The organism is Gottfriedia acidiceleris (genome assembly GCF_050457485.1).
Classification (GTDB): domain Bacteria; phylum Bacillota; class Bacilli; order Bacillales; family Bacillaceae_G; genus Gottfriedia; species Gottfriedia acidiceleris_D.
Genome location: NZ_JBCMJM010000015.1, coordinates 86670 through 103712 on the forward strand (window position 1 = coordinate 86670; position 17043 = coordinate 103712).

Annotated in this window: 18 protein-coding genes; 1 reads left to right on the forward strand and 17 read right to left on the reverse strand. The window is 32.8% G+C overall.

All coding sequences use genetic code 11. The features are described from left to right. Nucleotides 1-58: 58 nt before the first annotated feature. The 4 genes from ABEY15_RS15305 to rsgA form a co-directional block, all read right to left on the reverse strand. Nucleotides 59-697 carry a response regulator transcription factor gene (locus tag ABEY15_RS15305; RefSeq protein ID WP_056476946.1) on the reverse strand — a complete coding sequence of 213 codons (639 nt, stop codon included), beginning with the start codon at nucleotides 695-697 and terminating at the stop codon, nucleotides 59-61. Between the two features lie 11 nt (nucleotides 698-708). Next, nucleotides 709-1725: a sensor histidine kinase gene (locus ABEY15_RS15310; RefSeq protein WP_429891025.1), complete on the reverse strand. Its 1017-nt coding sequence runs from the start codon at nucleotides 1723-1725 to the stop codon at nucleotides 709-711. Next, on the reverse strand, nucleotides 1722-2459 hold the full coding sequence (gene liaF, locus ABEY15_RS15315; RefSeq protein WP_098863084.1) for a cell wall-active antibiotics response protein LiaF: 738 nt from the start codon (nucleotides 2457-2459) through the stop codon (nucleotides 1722-1724). The genes ABEY15_RS15310 and liaF overlap by 4 nt, the downstream gene beginning before the upstream one ends. Nucleotides 2460-3053: 594 nt before the next feature. After that, nucleotides 3054-4100 (reverse strand): ribosome small subunit-dependent GTPase A, encoded by a 1047-nt coding sequence (gene rsgA / locus ABEY15_RS15320; RefSeq protein WP_429891026.1) that lies wholly within the window; start codon nucleotides 4098-4100, stop codon nucleotides 3054-3056. Nucleotides 4101-4787: 687 nt separating this feature from the next. On the opposite strand from rsgA, the gene ABEY15_RS15325 reads away from it, so the two are divergent. Beyond that, on the forward strand, nucleotides 4788-6182 hold the full coding sequence (locus ABEY15_RS15325; RefSeq protein ID WP_429891027.1) for a peptide MFS transporter: 1395 nt from the start codon (nucleotides 4788-4790) through the stop codon (nucleotides 6180-6182). Between the two features lie 54 nt (nucleotides 6183-6236). Here the strand turns inward: ABEY15_RS15325 and ABEY15_RS15330 are convergent, their stop codons facing one another. From ABEY15_RS15330 to ABEY15_RS15390, 13 genes are all read right to left on the reverse strand, one after another. After that, nucleotides 6237-6686, reverse strand: a complete 450-nt coding sequence (locus tag ABEY15_RS15330) for a dCTP deaminase domain-containing protein (RefSeq protein ID WP_069032426.1) — start codon at nucleotides 6684-6686, stop codon at nucleotides 6237-6239. A 118-nt stretch (nucleotides 6687-6804) separates the two neighbouring features. Further along, nucleotides 6805-7629, reverse strand: coding sequence for a GNAT family N-acetyltransferase (locus ABEY15_RS15335; RefSeq protein ID WP_429891028.1), 825 nt, complete (start codon nucleotides 7627-7629; stop codon nucleotides 6805-6807). A gap of 98 nt (nucleotides 7630-7727) precedes the next feature. Continuing rightward, entirely contained in the window at nucleotides 7728-8792 is a 1065-nt protein-coding gene (locus tag ABEY15_RS15340) for an undecaprenyldiphospho-muramoylpentapeptide beta-N-acetylglucosaminyltransferase (protein WP_429891029.1), read from the reverse strand. A gap of 383 nt (nucleotides 8793-9175) precedes the next feature. Then, nucleotides 9176-10033 (reverse strand): hypothetical protein, encoded by an 858-nt coding sequence (locus ABEY15_RS15345; protein WP_429891030.1) that lies wholly within the window; start codon nucleotides 10031-10033, stop codon nucleotides 9176-9178. Between the two features lie 142 nt (nucleotides 10034-10175). Beyond that, nucleotides 10176-10580: a MaoC/PaaZ C-terminal domain-containing protein gene (locus ABEY15_RS15350; protein WP_429891031.1), complete on the reverse strand. Its 405-nt coding sequence runs from the start codon at nucleotides 10578-10580 to the stop codon at nucleotides 10176-10178. After that, nucleotides 10577-11026 (reverse strand): MaoC family dehydratase N-terminal domain-containing protein, encoded by a 450-nt coding sequence (locus ABEY15_RS15355; protein ID WP_429891032.1) that lies wholly within the window; start codon nucleotides 11024-11026, stop codon nucleotides 10577-10579. Before ABEY15_RS15355 ends, ABEY15_RS15350 begins: the two co-directional genes overlap by 4 nt. Nucleotides 11027-11045: 19 nt before the next feature. Beyond that, a complete protein-coding gene (gene fabG, locus ABEY15_RS15360) occupies nucleotides 11046-11804 on the reverse strand; it encodes a 3-oxoacyl-ACP reductase FabG (RefSeq protein ID WP_429891033.1) in 759 nt (252 codons plus the stop codon). 18 nt (nucleotides 11805-11822) lie between these two features. Beyond that, nucleotides 11823-13001 (reverse strand): acyl-CoA dehydrogenase family protein, encoded by a 1179-nt coding sequence (locus ABEY15_RS15365; RefSeq protein ID WP_429891034.1) that lies wholly within the window; start codon nucleotides 12999-13001, stop codon nucleotides 11823-11825. A gap of 50 nt (nucleotides 13002-13051) precedes the next feature. Continuing rightward, the gene (locus ABEY15_RS15370) at nucleotides 13052-14032 is read right to left on the reverse strand and encodes a quinone oxidoreductase family protein (RefSeq protein WP_429891035.1); all 981 of its coding nucleotides are present in this window, start codon (nucleotides 14030-14032) and stop codon (nucleotides 13052-13054) included. 21 nt (nucleotides 14033-14053) lie between these two features. Further along, nucleotides 14054-14833 carry an enoyl-CoA hydratase/isomerase family protein gene (locus ABEY15_RS15375; protein WP_429891036.1) on the reverse strand — a complete coding sequence of 260 codons (780 nt, stop codon included), beginning with the start codon at nucleotides 14831-14833 and terminating at the stop codon, nucleotides 14054-14056. Between the two features lie 24 nt (nucleotides 14834-14857). Beyond that, nucleotides 14858-15925, reverse strand: coding sequence for a phosphotransferase family protein (locus ABEY15_RS15380; protein ID WP_429891037.1), 1068 nt, complete (start codon nucleotides 15923-15925; stop codon nucleotides 14858-14860). A 31-nt stretch (nucleotides 15926-15956) separates the two neighbouring features. Continuing rightward, complete coding sequence (locus ABEY15_RS15385) at nucleotides 15957-16358, reverse strand: acyl-CoA thioesterase (protein WP_429891038.1); 402 nt, start codon at nucleotides 16356-16358, stop codon at nucleotides 15957-15959. 72 nt (nucleotides 16359-16430) lie between these two features. Further along, nucleotides 16431-17000, reverse strand: a complete 570-nt coding sequence (locus ABEY15_RS15390) for a TetR/AcrR family transcriptional regulator (RefSeq protein WP_429891039.1) — start codon at nucleotides 16998-17000, stop codon at nucleotides 16431-16433. Between the last annotated feature and the right edge of the window lie 43 nt (nucleotides 17001-17043).

Below are 17043 nucleotides of genomic sequence, written 5' to 3' on the forward strand. Positions count from 1 at the left end.
AATCTTCTTATAAAAATAGAAAAAAGAAGCCATTTTTGACTTCTTTTTGTAAATATTTCTATTTTTGTTCTACAATTCCATGTCTAAAAGCATAAATCACGGCCTGAGTTCGATCAACCACTTCTAATTTCGTTAAGATATTACTTACATGCGTTTTTACCGTTTTTAATGAAACAAACAAAGTATCGGCGATTTCTTGATTTGACTTACCTTCAGTCATTAAATGAAGCACTTCTTGTTCTCTAGCTGTTAAATCATCATGTAATTCACGTTGGGTAGATTTTCTCATTCTATTCATCATTTTCCCAGTAACAACTGGTTCTAAAACTGATCCACCTTTATGTGTCGTTCGTATTGCATTTGCGATATCACTAGCTCTAGATGTTTTTAACATATAACTAATTGCACCAGCATCAATTGCAGGATAAACATTTTCATCATCAATAAAACTTGTAACAATAATGATTTTTGCTTCTGGCCATTTTGAAATAATTTGTTTTGTCGCTTCAATTCCATCCATAACTTCCATAATTAAGTCCATTAATACAATATCAGGACGTTTTTCTAATACAAGTTCTACGCCTTCTTTTCCATTACTTGCTTGACCAACCACTTCAATATCAGATTGAGTACTTAAATATGTAGATACACCCATTCTTACCATCTCATGATCATCAACTAACACGACTTTGATCAAATTTCCCACCTCTATTCAATTACTGGAACTTTTACTTCTATCTGGGTTCCTCTTTTTGGTATACTTACTATTTTTGCCGTTCCACCAATTTCAGAAGAACGTTCACTTATTGATTGCAAACCATACGAACCAGTTTTTCGGTTTTCGACATCAAAACCAATTCCATCATCAATCATTCGAACTAATACAAAATCTTCTATTTTTCTAATTCGTATTTCAAAAGTTTTTGCATTTGCATGCCTTAAAGTATTCGATAATGCTTCTTGAATAATCCTAAATAAATGATCCTCTACACCTTTTGAGAGTGTAATATCATCGATTTTCCATTTTAATTGAAGTGCTTGACGATTTGTTAATTCAGTTAGAAGCTTTTCTACGCCTTCTTTTAAGCTTTTACCTTCTAACTGAACTGGTCTTAAATGTAATAAAAGTGCACGCATTTCTGATTGCGCATTAATCGCCATTTTTTCAATATATTGTAATTGTTCTTTAAACGTAGTTTCACCAAGTTCATTGATCGCAGAAATCATCATCGAAATCGCAAATAATTGTTGGCTAACTGAGTCATGTAATTCCCTTGCAAGTCTATGTCGCTCTTTCGTTACGACATCTTCAATTGTCTGAGATTCAATTAATTTCTTTTCATCTACTAATTTTTGAACGGTCTTCCTTGAATCTTCTATTTGTTTAGATATTTTTTGAAGTTTTAATTCAATTTCGTTATCAATTGAGCGAATTGAATGCTCTGTTTCTTTATGATAAATTCCATTTTCTGCCTTTTCGATACCTTCCAATAAAGCTTTTTCATTATGACGAATCGTGCTCAAAACAGCTGTACTATAAACAATTGATATGATTATGATTGCTACAAATAATATTAATAGTAAAGAAAAATTTCCAATTTTATACAAGAACAATTTATCAAGGAAAGTATGATCAACGAAATAATAAACAACACCACAGATTAAAATACTAGATGTAAACGCAGCAAGACATATTGATAAAAAGATACCTTTGTCAATTTTCATTTATTTGTCACCTCTATATTTCCGATTGCTAAAGAAGTAACAATTTTTAACTTTCTTGATGCTTCTTTATAATCATTAGAAGTGAACTTACAATTCTTGTTAAACCCGTTCAATTTATTTTTAAGGATATTAATTTTGCCATATAAAGTAGAATGCTGGATAGAAACTTCTAGATCATAAGGCACATACAAAGTAATATTACCGATGATTCCATTTAATACCAACACTGTCTCTCCTTCAGGAATAAATGACTCCGAAAGATCGATTATCACATCTCCAATTCCAAAATAATAATCTACATCTTCTAACTCAAATGAATCATTCTTTAGATGGATATTTGTAAAAAATCGATTTGAAATAAGAGAATTTGTTTCAAAGACACCTGTATTCGTTGTTTCAACTATGTTTGGTATAATGACTTTTGCATTAAATTTAGAATTAACGAATATCAAATATCCAACATAAATCACAATAAAGGATAATACCCCTAAGATTGATTTCAATTGAAATACATTACTGATAAATAAAATAATTCCTCCAAAAAACGCGATATTCGCAGATGTAGAAGGGTAAACTTTACGTTTTTTTGCCCCGTACTGAAATAAATAAATACCTACCCCAGCTGCGATTATTGCAAAAGGATTTAAAAATAGATCAAATAATAATCCAATGCCTGCAATTATGAATAATAATCCAGTTAATTCATTGCTAGACAATCGTCTAAATCGCTTCATATAGCTCTCCTCTATTCACTAAACTAGCTTGTTAATAGCAATTGAAAGCTTTTGTTATTAACTATTCTACTATGTAGTTTATCTATTTTTTGATGGTTTTGATACAAACTTAAGTATTGTCTTATCTCAGTCTTAAGACTGAGATTTTTTTAAAGAATTATGTAACTAACTTTGGACTCGTTATGAGTAAGGTTAATTTGATTTTTTTACTTTTTAACTTGAGAACCACTTATGAGGTTCTAAAGCGTGGATTTTTGCCTTTTTACTTCCTCATGAACCACTTATGGGGTACTAAATCATGGATTTTTGCCTTTTTACTTCCTCATGAACCACTTATGAGGTACTAAAGCGTGGATTTTTGCCTTTTTACTTCCTCATGAACCCTTTATGAGGTACTAAATCATGGATTTTTGCCTTTTTACTTCCTCATGAACCCACTATGATGTACTAAACCACGGATTCCTGCCTTTTTACTTCTTCATGAACCTCTTATGAGTTAGTAGATCGTGGATTCTTGCCTTATTCCTTACTCATTAACCGTTTTTGTGACACAAAATCTCAAAAGAAAAAGAAGAGTATAAATACTCTTCTCTCTTACTTATAAGACTTAGTATTCATCATTTTACTAATTTTTTTCCACTTATCTCTTTCTTGTCTAGCTAGTGATGCGTCTTGTTTACGTTCTGCATACGCTAGTTCTCTCATTAATTTACGATAGCTTGTGAGTCTTTGTTGATCTAGTTCGCCGTTTTCGATTGCCTGGTTGACCGCACATCCTGGTTCATTTGCATGTGTACAGTCAGAGAATTTACATGATTTAGCTAATTCTTCGACATCTGTAAATGTCGAGCTGATATGTTCTTCTCCACCCCAAAGCTGTAATTCGCGCATACCTGGTGTATCGATGACCATTCCGCCAGATGGTAGGAAAAATAATTCGCGGTGTGTAGTTGTGTGTTTACCGCGATCGTCACCTTCACGTACGTCCTGAGTTATTTGTATTACTTCACCGATTAACGCGTTTAATAATGTAGATTTACCGACACCAGAAGAACCAAGTAATGAAACAGTCTTCCCTTCTGAAATGAGCTGTTTCAGTTCTTCAATACCTTCTCCATTTGTACTATTTACAGAATAAATCGGTACACCAAATGCAATTTCTTCAACTGTTGCAATTTTGGTTGGTAGGTCAGTGCATAAATCCTTTTTTGTTAAAACAATAATTGGATTTGCTCCACTATCATAAGCAACAAGTAAATAACGTTCTAATCTTCTTATATTAAAATCATTATTTAATGCCATTACTAAAAACACGTAATCTATATTAGCAGCTACTATTTGTTCTTCAATTTTTTCTCCAGCAGATTGCCTTGAGAATTGACTTATTCTCGGCAATACCTTTTGAATAATTGCTTTGTTTTCACCTTTTAACGGTTCAATTACAACCCAATCTCCAACGGATGGATAATCACTTTTTACTTTTGCCTGAAATTGAAATTTCCCAGAAACTTCACCAGTTAGTTCATTTTCTCCATCATGCAATTTATAAATTTGTCTTTGTTCAGATATAACTCTTGCAACTACAGTATTTTGATCCTTTTCTCCGAACGCTGCGTTCCAACCTAATTGTTTTAAATTCATTTTGTCCTCCAATTGTATAAGGACAATAATGAAGATTTACTCCATTTTTTGTCCTCTGCTATTTACCTTCTTCTGAACTAAATTAATTAACTTTCCCATATTCATCACTCCGTTTCATATATAGTACTTTTAGTATATCCAAATTTTAGAAAATCGTCCATACGAATTAATTGAATATTAAAAAAGGACGAAACATTCTATTATCACTTCGACATTTTTTGACAATTCTCATTCTTTTGTTTAATTAAACTTTTATAATATTAAAGTAAAAAATAATAAAAACCCTTGAAATATTTCAAAAACTTATTATTATTTAGGTATAGGTCTTTTTGTTCAGGCTGTACTAATACAGGTCAATCGACAAAGTCTAAAAATACTAGTTTAATAAGAAAAATCAGTATTGCAAGATTTGTCTGACAATATAAAAAACTTTACAGAAATAAGCTATTGTGTGTTATACTAAAATAGTAAATTGGTCCCAAGTTATTTTTAGCGGATCTAGATATAAATTTAGTAGCATTGTTCTGTTGAAAAAAGTTAGAAATTTTTTTTAACTCAAATTGTCGAAATTTGTTGAATTCGGAAATTATTTTTTACAGTAAATTGACAGAATAGTATATGAATTGGCGACAATAAATATTCATACAGAAAATTACACAGAATAGCACTTATGAGGGAGGAATTTGAATGAGCGTAGCAACAAAACAAAACGTTTCATCAAACGAGCAAAATCAAAAAACGAAACACCCACCTGGCCTTTACTTACTTTTTGCAACTGAGGCTTGGGAGCGCTTTAGTTATTATGGAATGCGTGCACTTTTAGTTCTTTACTTAACAACTTCAGTAGTTCAAGGTGGACTTGGATTTAAAGATGCTTGGGCACTACAACTTTATGGATTATTTACTGGACTAGTATATTTCACTCCAATCATTGGTGGTTGGATTACAGATAATTTCCTTGCAAAGCGTGCTGCGATAACTATTGGTGGTATTATTATGGCAGCTGGTAATATCGCATTATTCGGTATTCATTCTTCAACTGGTTTATACCTTGGTTTAATTTTAATGATTATCGGTAATGGTTTCTTCAAGCCAAACATTTCAACAATTGTTGGTGAACTTTATGAAGGAGATGACCCACGTCGTGATGGTGCATTCACAATCTTCTACATGGGTATCAACTTAGGTGCATTCTTTGCTCCACTTGTAACTGGTTATTTAGCACAAACTTTATTCATGTCTAAAAATGCTGCTGGTGATGATTTATTCGGTTACCGTTATGGTTTCTTAGCAGCTGCGATCGGTATGATTATTGGTCAAATTATTTTCAACTTATTAGCATCAAAATATCTTGGTGATTTAGGTACAAAGCCTAATGCAAAAGTTGTGAAAGAGGGTAACAGCGCTTCAGTTAAGGATATTCCTCTTACTAAAAAGGAAAAACAACGTACGACTGTTATCTTTATCCTAGCTGCATTCGTAGTATTTTTCTGGGCTGGATTTGAACAAGCAGGTTCATCATTAACGCTTTATACTGAACGTTTCTTAGATCTTAAAGTTGGAAGCTTCAATGTACCATCTGCATGGTTCCAATCTGTTAACCCATTATTCATCATGCTTTTCGCTCCGGTTCTTTCTATGATCTGGATTAAAATGGCAAGAAATGGTAAAAACATTAGTGTTCCTGCGAAAATGGCAATGGGTCTTATCCTATTAGGTGTTGGTTTCGCATTCACAATTATGGCAGTTATGAAAACAGGTTCTGATCCAAATCATATTACTGTAAAAGCAAACATGTTATTCATGGTTATGACATATTTCTTCCATACAATTGCTGAATTAGTACTTTCACCAGTTGGATTATCAGCAGTATCTCGCTATGCACCAGCTAAACTTGCTTCATTATTAATGGGTGTATGGTTATCATCAAGTTTCATTGCAAACTTAGTTGGTGGTCAATTAGCTGCATTTACAACAACTCTTGGTATGTTACAAGTATTCTTAGTAGTAGGTGGAGCAGCAATCGTTGCAGGCTTAATCTTACTTGCTTTATCACCAAAACTTGCAAAAATGTTAGACTAATTACAAAATTAAAAGAACTCGAGCATATCGAGTTCTTTTTTTATTTCTGCATTTTTATTTACCAGTACTTCCAAAACCACTTACTCGTTCTTCCCCTGCGAAATCATCATCAGCTAATAAGAACTTTTGAAAAACAGCTTGTCCAATTCTCTCACCTTTTTGAATGATCACAGGCTCCTTTGATACATTTATTAATTGCATCATGATATGGCCATCGTTTGAAGGATTGCTGTAGTAGTCTGAATCAATAACCCCTACCCCATTTCCTTTCATTAAACCTTTCTTTAGTGGTGTAGACGAGCGTACAAATAATGCTAAAAATTCGTCTTTTTGCATATACGCTTTTAATCCTGTACCAACAAGTTTGATCTCGTTTGGATTTATAATTGTCTCTTCAATACATTCGATATCATAACCAGCTGCATGAGTCGTTGCTCTTTTCGGAAGATTCACTCCACAATTTTCGAATCCTTTTGCTACTTCAAATCCTCTTATTTTTTCCAAAACTTTCACCCTTTACCATTTAATCCATTTCTAGTGTAACATAGATATTTTCATAATGATAAAATTATTATTGAAGTAAAAAAGAGGCTGTCTTATAAAACAGACAGTCTCTTACAAATTATTGGCTAATTTTATAATAATCTTGAGTGTTATATTGTCTAAATCCACAATCGATATATAATTTCTTCGCGTTACTATTTTCTAAAGCAACTTCTAAATGTATTTCGTTTCCAATCTCGTTTTCTTTTTGAATGGTTTGGAGTAATGCATTTTTTCCATATCCCCTACCTTGGTATTCTGGAAGTATTGCAAATCCATAAATCCAACTCTCATTCTTTTCACGAAGCAAACTCATTTTACCAACTTTTTCATCATTTACTTCTATTATAAATAAATCACGATCTGGTTCATTTAAAATGCGTTGATTGTACTTCTCTGCATCACTATTTTCAAATCCAAAACATACAACATCTAAATTTGAGATAAATGCGAAATCAAATTGCTCTGCTTTCGTGAATTTAACGATTGGTGTAAATTCTTTTACCTCTTGGTTTTTCCAAGCCATTTGATATTCAGAAAAAGAATAGTTACAATTTTTTTGATTTCCAATAAATTCTTTCGCTGATGCGGAAGCTTCAGGAGCATTTAATAAAATGGTAGTGGTTGGAGCTATAGAATTCAGTGCTTCATTTAACAAACTTGAAAAAATTCCTTTTCGTCGAAAATCCGGATGAACCATACCGCAGATTTCAACTTTTTCTCCAAAATAGTAAGTCGCTAAAAATCCAACTAATTGATTTTCTTCATAGTGGAAGAAATCTTCTTTTACATCTTTTCTTCGATTTCTTAACATTTCCCAATTTAACTTTAAAGTTATTTCATCAAATTTTTCACATGTATCTTGTAAAATGTTAATTTCGTTTAATTGTTTTTCTGTAATCAAATTTTCCACCTTCTTCTTACAATATTTCTCATAGTCCCATTAAAGATATTCAACAAAAAAGCATGTCTTCCTTTATTTAGAAGAATGCTTTAATCGAATCAATTACTATTTATTTCCTCAAGAAGTATATCAAGTGCATTACTTTGATTCGATGATTTCATATTGGTAATGAAAAAGTCCTTTTTAGTTTGAAGTTCTTCAATTGAATCTTGTAGTGATTTATTTGTTAAATCCTCTTCTTCCATCATTAATGCAAAGCCTTTTTCTTTAAAAGAATTTGCATTTAAGATTTGGTCTCCCCTACTTTGATTTTTCGTAAGTGGGATGATGATCATCGGTTTATGTAGCGCTAAAAATTCAAATATTGCATTTGAGCCACCTCTAGTGATAATCATTTGAGATGTAGCCAATACGTCTGCTAGTTCGTCATGAACGTATTCAAATTGCTTATATCCTTGAATATTTTTTAAACTTTCATCAACATTTCCTTTACCACATAGATGGACAATCTGATACTTTTTCGTTAGATCCTGTAATGACTCTCTAACAGTTTCATTGATTTTCTTTGCACCTAAACTTCCACCCATAATTGTTAAGATTGGGATATAACTTTTAAAATTAAGGAATTCTAAACCCTTTTGCCTTGAGCCATTTAATAGTTCTTTTCTTATAGGTGAACCAATTACTGTTGTTTTATTTTTTGGAAAATAATTTTTTGCTTCTTCAAATGACGTAAAAATTTTTGTAGCAAATCGCTGGGAAATCTTATTTGCAAGTCCAGGTGTCATATCACTTTCATGTATAAAAATTGGAATTTTCAATGTGCTAGCTGCAATGATTACTGGTACAGAAACAAAACCACCTTTTGAAAAAACTAAACTCGGCTTAATTTTTTTTAATACTTTTCTTGCGTCAAGACAGCCTTTTATTACTCGAAACATATCAATAATATTTTCAAAATCTATATATCGTCTTAATTTTCCGCTTGAAATCCCGTAATAAGGTAATTCCATTTTTTTTATTAGTTCCTTTTCAATTCCTTTTTTAGATCCAATATAATGGATATTCCAATCATTTTTATTTAACTCATTAATAATGGCGATATTTGGTGTTACATGCCCCGCAGAGCCACCACCGGTAAATAAAATTGTTTTCTTAGACATATTAACTCCTATCTATTTTCTTTTTCAAACTAATTAACATAATCATAAATTTTCACAAAGCCCATACTTGGACCAAAATAGCTTACTGGAATATCCTTATCGCCCCCACTATATTAACTCTCTATTTATTCTCAATTTTATATCCTTATGAACCTTCATAGCTAAAAAATGCATAATTAGGCAAAGTATTCTTTGATAAATTCACCAAATTAAAGCGTTTTTCCTTTAAAAAGTAAAAATGCATTACTTCACCTTATTGAAGTAATGCATTTACTCTGTGTAAAATAGTTTTCCAACTAACTCCATTTTGTTGAATATCATTTAATTGGCTAATGTATCAAATAGGTTAAAGCTCCCAAATTCATGAATTAAATCAACTAATACTATCTTTTATCATTAGGATCAACTTCAAACCATTCTGACATTGATAAGTTGGTAGTAGAGTCCTCCCAATCATCAATTGATAAATCAGAAAAATCCGTTTCTAATAATTGTTCCGATGTCTTCTTTTGATTAGAGACGTTGCCATGATTGTACTGTTGGGGTTGTTCTTCAATATGATTTGTAAAATCTGATGATAATTCCGAGTAATTTTTTTCATTAATGCTCGTTAATCCAGTTATTATGCCGCTTGATTGACTTTCGTCCATTGTACTTGCAGAATACTGGTTTATATTTTCTTTGTTTTGATTATTATACTTTTTCCTATTAGCTACTCTTGAGTTATGTTGCTTTTCCTCGAAATGTTCATGTTCTTGATGCTCTTGTTTTTGTTGATGATCTTCATGCTCATGATGTTCATGATGCTCTTGATGATTTTCATGACTTTCATTTTTAGGCTCAAAAATACTTGCTGAAAATTCCTCCACATTATGGATTAAATTTTTAGCCCAATTAGGATGATCAGGATGGTGTTCATGACCTTTGTGATGCTTGTGATGTCTGTTTTGCTCTTGATGGTCTTCATGTTCTTGATGCTCGTTTTGCTGGTGATGACCTTTATTATGATCTATATTGTGGTGTAAGTTTGATTCATTTTCACTATTAATCATTGATAGTGTAGTTTTTAATTCTTTTTCTATATTAACAATTTGATGGTCAAAATTATGTAATTGCTTTTTAATTTCTTCCATATGAGACTCTATTTCATCTATTCTTTTGTTAACCTTATGCAAATTTTTTTGGTGTTCATTTTTTTTCAAATCAAATTGCTCTAATAATTTATCAAATGAAAGATCCATTTTTTTCACCTATTTCGTTTTTTAATATTATGTGTAAATCCACTGTATCCAAATCCTATTTAATGTAAAATTAACATTAATCAAAGTTGAAATTGCAAAATACAAAAGGGACTCCTTTTAGAAGTCCCAATTAGATTCAGTATCATTCATATAATTTAAATAAAATTTTACCAGTAATAACTACTACATCGTTCTGATTCTTTGCATTTACTTTAAAATGCAGTATGTTTTGATCAACTTTATCAAGTGTTGAATTTAATGTAATGACATCCTTTAGAAAAACCATATTTTTAAATCTTATGGAGTAATTTTCAATAAATCCGACTTCTAAATAATCTGAAAAAAGCTTTGCTAAATTCCCCATTGTCCACATGCCATGTGCAATAATCCCTGGTAAACCAGCTTTTTTTGCTTCCTCATCAATTGTATGAATAGGATTATAATCACCTGATGCTCCTGCGTATTTTATTAAATCCATTCGAGATACTGGTTCAAGTACGACTGGTTTCAACGAGTCGCCAATTTGTAAGTCTAATAATACTGTCATACCGTTAGCACCTTCCTAACCTCTTCAGTTATGATAACGACTGATTTAGCAGTAAATATAATATTGCCTGCTTGATCTTCTCCGTTATCTGACAGTACTAGAAACCCCATAAAGCCATGTCCACCACGTTTTTCATAATAGTCCTTTATCTCTGTATAGCAATTAATGGTTTCACCAACTAAAAGTGGCCTTTTATATTCAAATGTTTGCTCACCATGAATAAGGCCAACATTAGGTAGGTTAAAGTTCTCTATTTTTCCATAATCAAATACCCTAGGAAATGTTGTCGGAGTAATATTTTGTCCATATCTAGATTGTATTCCATATTCTTCATCAACATAAATTGGATGTAAATCCCCAATTGCTTTAGCAAATTTTTTCACAGCACCACGTTCTACAGTATTTTTTACTGATTTAGAGCGTTTACCAATAAACGATTTAAACATTAAATTCACCTCATTTTTTTTAAGCTTTAGGTCCACCTGCAACATATAAAACTTGCCCATTTACATACGAAGACTTTTCATCAGCAAAAAAAGCAACTGCATTTGCAATATCCTCTGGTTTACCTGTTCTTCCGGCTGGTATTTGGCTTAAACTTGCCTCAACGAGCTGTTCAAAAGTAATACCGATTCGATTTGCAGTTTCCTTCGTCATTTCAGTTTCAATAAACCCTGGTGCCACAGCGTTAGATGTGATTCCATATTTACCAAGTTCAATTGCAAGTGTTTTCGTTAGACCTTGTAAACCAGCCTTTGCAGTGGCATAGTTTGATTGTCCACGGTTGCCAAGTGCAGATGTTGAAGAAATATTAATGATTCTTCCATATTTTTGTTTAACCATATAGGCTTGTGCTGCACGTACAACATTAAATGAACCTTTCAAGTGGACATCCATAACAGTATCCCAATCTGAGTCTGTCATTTTAAATAATAAATTATCGCGAATAACACCTGCGTTATTGACTACAATATCTAATGAACCAAATCTATCATGAACCTCTTTCATAACAGTTTCAACTTCATTGGAATTTGTAACGTTTGCAACTTTAGTGTATATTTCAAATTGCTTAAATTCTGAAGCAGTTTGTGATAGTGCTTCTTCATTCACATCAATAATCGCTATTTTTGCTCCTTCTTTTGCAAATAATTCTACAATTCCTTTTCCTATTCCTCTACTACCACCTGTTACAAAGGCTACTCTACCTTCAAATCTTCCTGCCATATTCTTCTCTCCCATCTTTTAAACGTATTGTCCTAATTTAACATGTCCTTTTAGTAAATTACGTGAAATGATTAAGCGTTGAATTTCATCGGTTCCGTCGTATATTCTCCACAATCTTGCTTCACGGTACCATCTTTCAATTGGAAGTTCTTTTGTATATCCGATTCCACCATGAATTTGAAGTACGCGGTCAACAACTCGATTTCCCATATTCGAACCATATAGTTTTGCCATTGATGCTAAATGTCTATTGTCTTCTCCTTGATCGAGTGTATATGCTGCATTTAATACGAGCCATTTGGCAGCTTCTATTTCAACAGCAGAATCCGCTATTTGCCATTGTATAGCTTGTCGTTCGGCAATTGGTTTTCCGAATGTTTCCCTTTCTTTTGAATAATCAATGGCCATTTGTAATAAACGTTCAGCTGCTCCAACTGCTGTGGCCCCAACTATCCATCTTGCAAATCCAATCCATTCAAGACCTAAATTATAGCCACCATTTAATTCACCTAAAATATTTTCTTCAGGCACACGGACATTATCAAATACTAAACCAGCTGGTCCCCATTCGCCCATTGTATGGATAAATTCAGACCTCCAGCCCATGTCCCGGTCGACTATAAAACAAGTTACACCTTCTCTTCCACCAGTTTTTTGATGTCTTTCTTTATCCGTAATTGCAATGACCATTACAAAATCTGCTTCGTTTCCACCTGTAATAAATGTTTTTTCACCGTTTAATACCCATTCATTCCCATCCTTTACAGCGGTCATTTTAATGTTTTGAGTATCAGAGCCAGCATTAGGTTCCGTCATGGCAAAGCATGATTTTTTTTCGCCATTTATTGTAGGAATAAGGTATTTCTTTTTTTGTTCTTCGTTACAATAAAACAAAATATTATCCGCATAACCACCAAATTTAAAAGGAACGAATGTTTTTGAAATTTCCATATAAATAATCGCTAGCATCATTTGGCCTAAATCAGCACCACCATATTCAGTAGGTGTATTAATTCCCCAGAAACCAGCTTTTTTTGCTTTTAATTGTAGCTCCTTTTCAACCGCAGGATCTAAGCTTGATCTACCCTCACGTTCATTTCTAAGTACTTCATTTTCTAAAGGGATTAATTCTTTTTCAACAAATTTTCGAATTGTTTTTTGAATCATTTTTTGTTCGTCAGTCAGGCGTAAATGCATTTAAATTTCCCCCGTTTCATCTGATCAAATTTTTTCATATCAAAAATTTATTATTTTCTCGGCTCTAAAATCACTTTTCCAACTGTTTTTCTTGATTGCAATATCGTATGGACATTGGCTGCTTCACTTAATGGAAATACCTCTCCAATCGTGATCTTTAATTTTCCTTCAGCTAAATATGTAAATAACTCTTCTAAGCTTTGTTTAATTAATGCCTTTTTTCTCAAAAGTGGTGGTAAGAAGAAACCAATTACTGATTGATTTTTTGCCATTAAAGACGATGGGTAAAATTTACTTTGCTGGCCACTTGCTACACCATAAATAACTAATCTTCCGAAATAAGCTAAGCAATCTAACGTTTTGTAAAAAACATCGCCACCTGCCATCTCTAAGGCAACATCTACACCATTTCCATTTGTAGCTTCAAGTACTTTTTGTTGCCAGCCTTCTTCTGTATAATTGATTAATACATCTGCGCCCATCTCTTTAGCTAGCTGTAATTTTTCGGCTGTACTTGCTGTAGCGATTACTTTGCCGGCTCCAAAAAGCTTCGCTAATTGCACTGCTAACGTACCTAGACCACCTGCTGCCGCATGAACTAAAACGGTTTCACCTGGTTCTAACATACCCATCGTTTTTAAGATATGGTAAGCACTTAATCCTTGGACGGGTAATGCTGCGGCTATTTTAAAATCCATTTCGATCGGTAACGGAATAATCGACCGCTCATCTGTCACGGCAAAATCTGAGTATCCACCACATTCCAACATTGAAACAACTCGATCACCAATTTTTACTGAAGTAACCTCTTCTCCAATTTCCACTACGACTCCAGCAACCTCAGCACCAGGTACATACGGCAAAGTAGTTTTGACTACATATTGATTTTCTCTTCGCGCTGTATCAGCATAATTGACACCTGCTGCATGTACTTCAATTAATACTTCTTTCCCCATTGGTACTGGTCTTTCAAGTTCGACCTTTTCTAATACCTCAGGACCACCAAACTGTTTAAATTGAATTGATTGCATCGTAAACTTCCTTTCAGTTTTTTATTTACCAGTAAAAATCGCTTTTCTTTTTTCTTTAAATGCAGCGACACCTTCTTGATGGTCTTCAGTTGCTACCATTAATGGCTGAGTAATTCTTTCAAGTTCTAGCATTTCATCTAAAGTAGATGTAAAAGATTGATTAATTAATTTTTTCATCATACCATTTGCTTTTCCAGGTCCTGCCGCTACAATATTTGCAAATTTTACGGTTTCATCAGCTAAATTTTCAGGTGGTACGAGTGTGTTAATCATACCAAGCTGATACATTCTTTCAGCAGGAACTGGCTCTGCAGTAAAGAAAAACTGTTTTGCTAAATATGGTCCGATTAACCTTGGTAGGAAATAAGAACCGCCTCCATCTGAAATTAATCCCACTTGAGAGAAGCTTAATGCAAATTTACTATTGTCTGCTGCGATGATTAAATCACATGCTAAAGCCAAGTTAAAACCAGCACCAGCTGCAAATCCATGAACTGAAGCAATTACAGGCTTTTCGATTTCACGAATCGTTTTAATAACTGCATTTAGGATTCCTATATGTTCATATACTGCATTTGGAGTGACGTTTCCCATCGTTTTTACATCTCCACCTGCTGAAAATGAACGACCTGCACCATTTAGTACAATTGCTTTAATTTCCGGATTTAGTTTTGCTTGATTAAGCGTTTCAGTAATACCATTTAACATTTCATAACTAAAAGAATTTAGACTTTCGGGCCTATTTAGCGTTAAAGTTAAAATCCGCTCATTAACTTCTACTAATAAATGTTGTTTACTCATTTATTACACTCCTTTTATATGAATCTATTTAACTGCTATATCATTGGCAATCCTAATCAGATTTTCTGCGAATTGGTCAAACTTTGCAAAACGCTGATCACTTGTTTGTCCTGCTTTAAATCGATAGAAGATTTGTTGTACTATTACTGCTAATTTAAAATAGGCGAAAGCCATGTAGTAATTAATGTTTGATAAATCTCTGCCACTTTTCTTTGCATATGCCTCAATAAATTGATTTCTTGTAATAAATCCTTCTTGAATCGTAACAGGTGGCTTACCTAATCCAAATTTTAATAAATCTGGATCGTCATTTTGAATCCAATAGCATAAAGCAACACCTAAATCAGCTAACGGATCACCAATTGTTGCCATTTCCCAATCAAACAGTCCAATCATTTCTTTTAAATCATGACTAAACATCGAATTATTCAATTTAAAATCATAATGAATAATTGATGACTGATGATTTTTTGGTACATTATTGATTAACCAACTCATTAGTCGATCAACCTCGGCAACTTCACTAGTCTTTGCCCTGTTATACCGCCCAATCCAGCCGTTTACTTGTCTTTCCATAAAATTCTCAGGTTTTGTTATTTCTTGGAGTTTTGTTTTTGTATAATCAATGGAGTGTAACTCAACCAATTTATTTACCATTACAGTAGATAATCTTTTACGATCTTCAATTGTTACGTTTAAATGTGGAGGAAATGATGAGTCAAATACTTCACCGTTTTTTCTTTCCATAATGAAAAATGGACTACCTACAATTACTTCATTTTCAGAATATAAAATTGGCTTTGGCGCTGCCGAAAAATGTGGATGTATTTCAGATAAAATACGAAATTCTCTTTTCATATCATGTGCTTTTGGAGCAACTGGGCCAAGTGGCGGCCGTCTTAACACAACTTCCCATTCCCCAATTTTTAATAAATAGGTTAAGTTTGAATGACCTGCTGAGAACTGACGAATCGTTAATTCTCCATCTGGAAGATCATCAATATTTTTTGCTAAAAATTTATGTAAAACATGAGGATTTAACTCTTCACCTTTTCGAACTAGAATCGTTTCCAATTCTACCTTTTCAGCCATATTACCTCTCCTTCATTTTAGAAAATTCAGTTTATTTTACAATTAAATGCCTTTCTAGCTGTTCTCTAAATAACTCAGGAAGTACTTCACTACGCTGTTCTTTAAAATTAAAAAATACGATGATCGCATTACCTGTAGCAATCATTTGCTTTGTCTCTTCACAACAAATTTCATGTTCGAGATGAAAGCTTTTGTTTCCTATTTTTGAAATATAGGTCGATACTGATAATTTTTGATTAAAGTGACATTGATTCACAAAATCACATTTTGTTGACGCTAGAATAAACTTCCAATCATCTAGATTCATTGAATAGCCAAGCGATTGGAAGAATTTAATTCGCGCTTCTTCTAAATAAATAAAGTAACTAGTATTGTTAATATGACCCAATGCATCGGTTTCACAAAATCTCGGGGTAACGGTGAATTTTTCCATAAAACAACCTACCTTTATCAATTTTTTACCAATACTAACTGGTCGGTATGTAAAGTAGAAGGAGACAAAAGATTACTCCTCTACATTAATCCCTTTTAAGATCATCTCTTGGAATGACTTTGCTATTTCAAATGCATTTTTTTGTCCTTCTGCATTATACCATTCATAACTCCAGTTCATTACACCTAAAATACCGAATGAAACGATTGGTACGTCTAAATCTGATCTTAAATCACCATTTTTAATTCCTTCATTAAGAAGTTTCTCAATATTAAATCTGTATAAATCTCTTTTTGCTTTAATTTCTGTTAAACTTTCAGGATTTAAATGTCTCATTTCACGATAAAATACTTTTGCGCTTGGACCTTGCTTTTTAATGTCCATTAAGCTTAAATAAATGACTTCAAATAGCTTATCTGAAAAGCTTTTCTTTGAATCATTAATAACTTCTTCCTGCTCATTTAATACTTCATCAATAAATTGAAGGTGAATTTCCATAAGAAGCTGTTCTTTGCTTGTGTAATAGTAGTAAAAAGTTCCTTTTGTAACTCCGATCGATTCGACGATATCTTGAATGGATGTACTCGTAAATCCTTTTTTATCAAATAGCTGTATAGAGTGTTCCTTTATTTTTTGTTTCATTAGATGTCCTCGCAATCTTAAAAATTCAATAGAATTATATCAT

What these genes read in the sequence shown, in the direction of transcription:
- ABEY15_RS15310 (WP_429891025.1), bottom strand. Translation starts at nt 1,725, where the DNA reads ATGAAAATTGACAAAGGTATCTTTTTATCAATATGTCTTGCTGCGTTT.
- liaF (WP_098863084.1), bottom strand. Translation starts at nt 2,459, where the DNA reads ATGAAGCGATTTAGACGATTGTCTAGCAATGAATTAACTGGATTATTA.
- rsgA (WP_429891026.1), bottom strand. Translation starts at nt 4,100, where the DNA reads ATGAATTTAAAACAATTAGGTTGGAACGCAGCGTTCGGAGAAAAGGAT.
- ABEY15_RS15325 (WP_429891027.1), top strand. Translation starts at nt 4,788, where the DNA reads ATGAGCGTAGCAACAAAACAAAACGTTTCATCAAACGAGCAAAATCAA.
- ABEY15_RS15340 (WP_429891029.1), bottom strand. Translation starts at nt 8,792, where the DNA reads ATGTCTAAGAAAACAATTTTATTTACCGGTGGTGGCTCTGCGGGGCAT.
- ABEY15_RS15345 (WP_429891030.1), bottom strand. Translation starts at nt 10,033, where the DNA reads ATGGATCTTTCATTTGATAAATTATTAGAGCAATTTGATTTGAAAAAA.
- ABEY15_RS15350 (WP_429891031.1), bottom strand. Translation starts at nt 10,580, where the DNA reads ATGACAGTATTATTAGACTTACAAATTGGCGACTCGTTGAAACCAGTC.
- ABEY15_RS15355 (WP_429891032.1), bottom strand. Translation starts at nt 11,026, where the DNA reads ATGTTTAAATCGTTTATTGGTAAACGCTCTAAATCAGTAAAAAATACT.
- fabG (WP_429891033.1), bottom strand. Translation starts at nt 11,804, where the DNA reads ATGGCAGGAAGATTTGAAGGTAGAGTAGCCTTTGTAACAGGTGGTAGT.
- ABEY15_RS15365 (WP_429891034.1), bottom strand. Translation starts at nt 13,001, where the DNA reads ATGCATTTACGCCTGACTGACGAACAAAAAATGATTCAAAAAACAATT.
- ABEY15_RS15370 (WP_429891035.1), bottom strand. Translation starts at nt 14,032, where the DNA reads ATGCAATCAATTCAATTTAAACAGTTTGGTGGTCCTGAGGTATTAGAA.
- ABEY15_RS15375 (WP_429891036.1), bottom strand. Translation starts at nt 14,833, where the DNA reads ATGAGTAAACAACATTTATTAGTAGAAGTTAATGAGCGGATTTTAACT.
- ABEY15_RS15380 (WP_429891037.1), bottom strand. Translation starts at nt 15,925, where the DNA reads ATGGCTGAAAAGGTAGAATTGGAAACGATTCTAGTTCGAAAAGGTGAA.
- ABEY15_RS15385 (WP_429891038.1), bottom strand. Translation starts at nt 16,358, where the DNA reads ATGGAAAAATTCACCGTTACCCCGAGATTTTGTGAAACCGATGCATTG.
- ABEY15_RS15390 (WP_429891039.1), bottom strand. Translation starts at nt 17,000, where the DNA reads ATGAAACAAAAAATAAAGGAACACTCTATACAGCTATTTGATAAAAAA.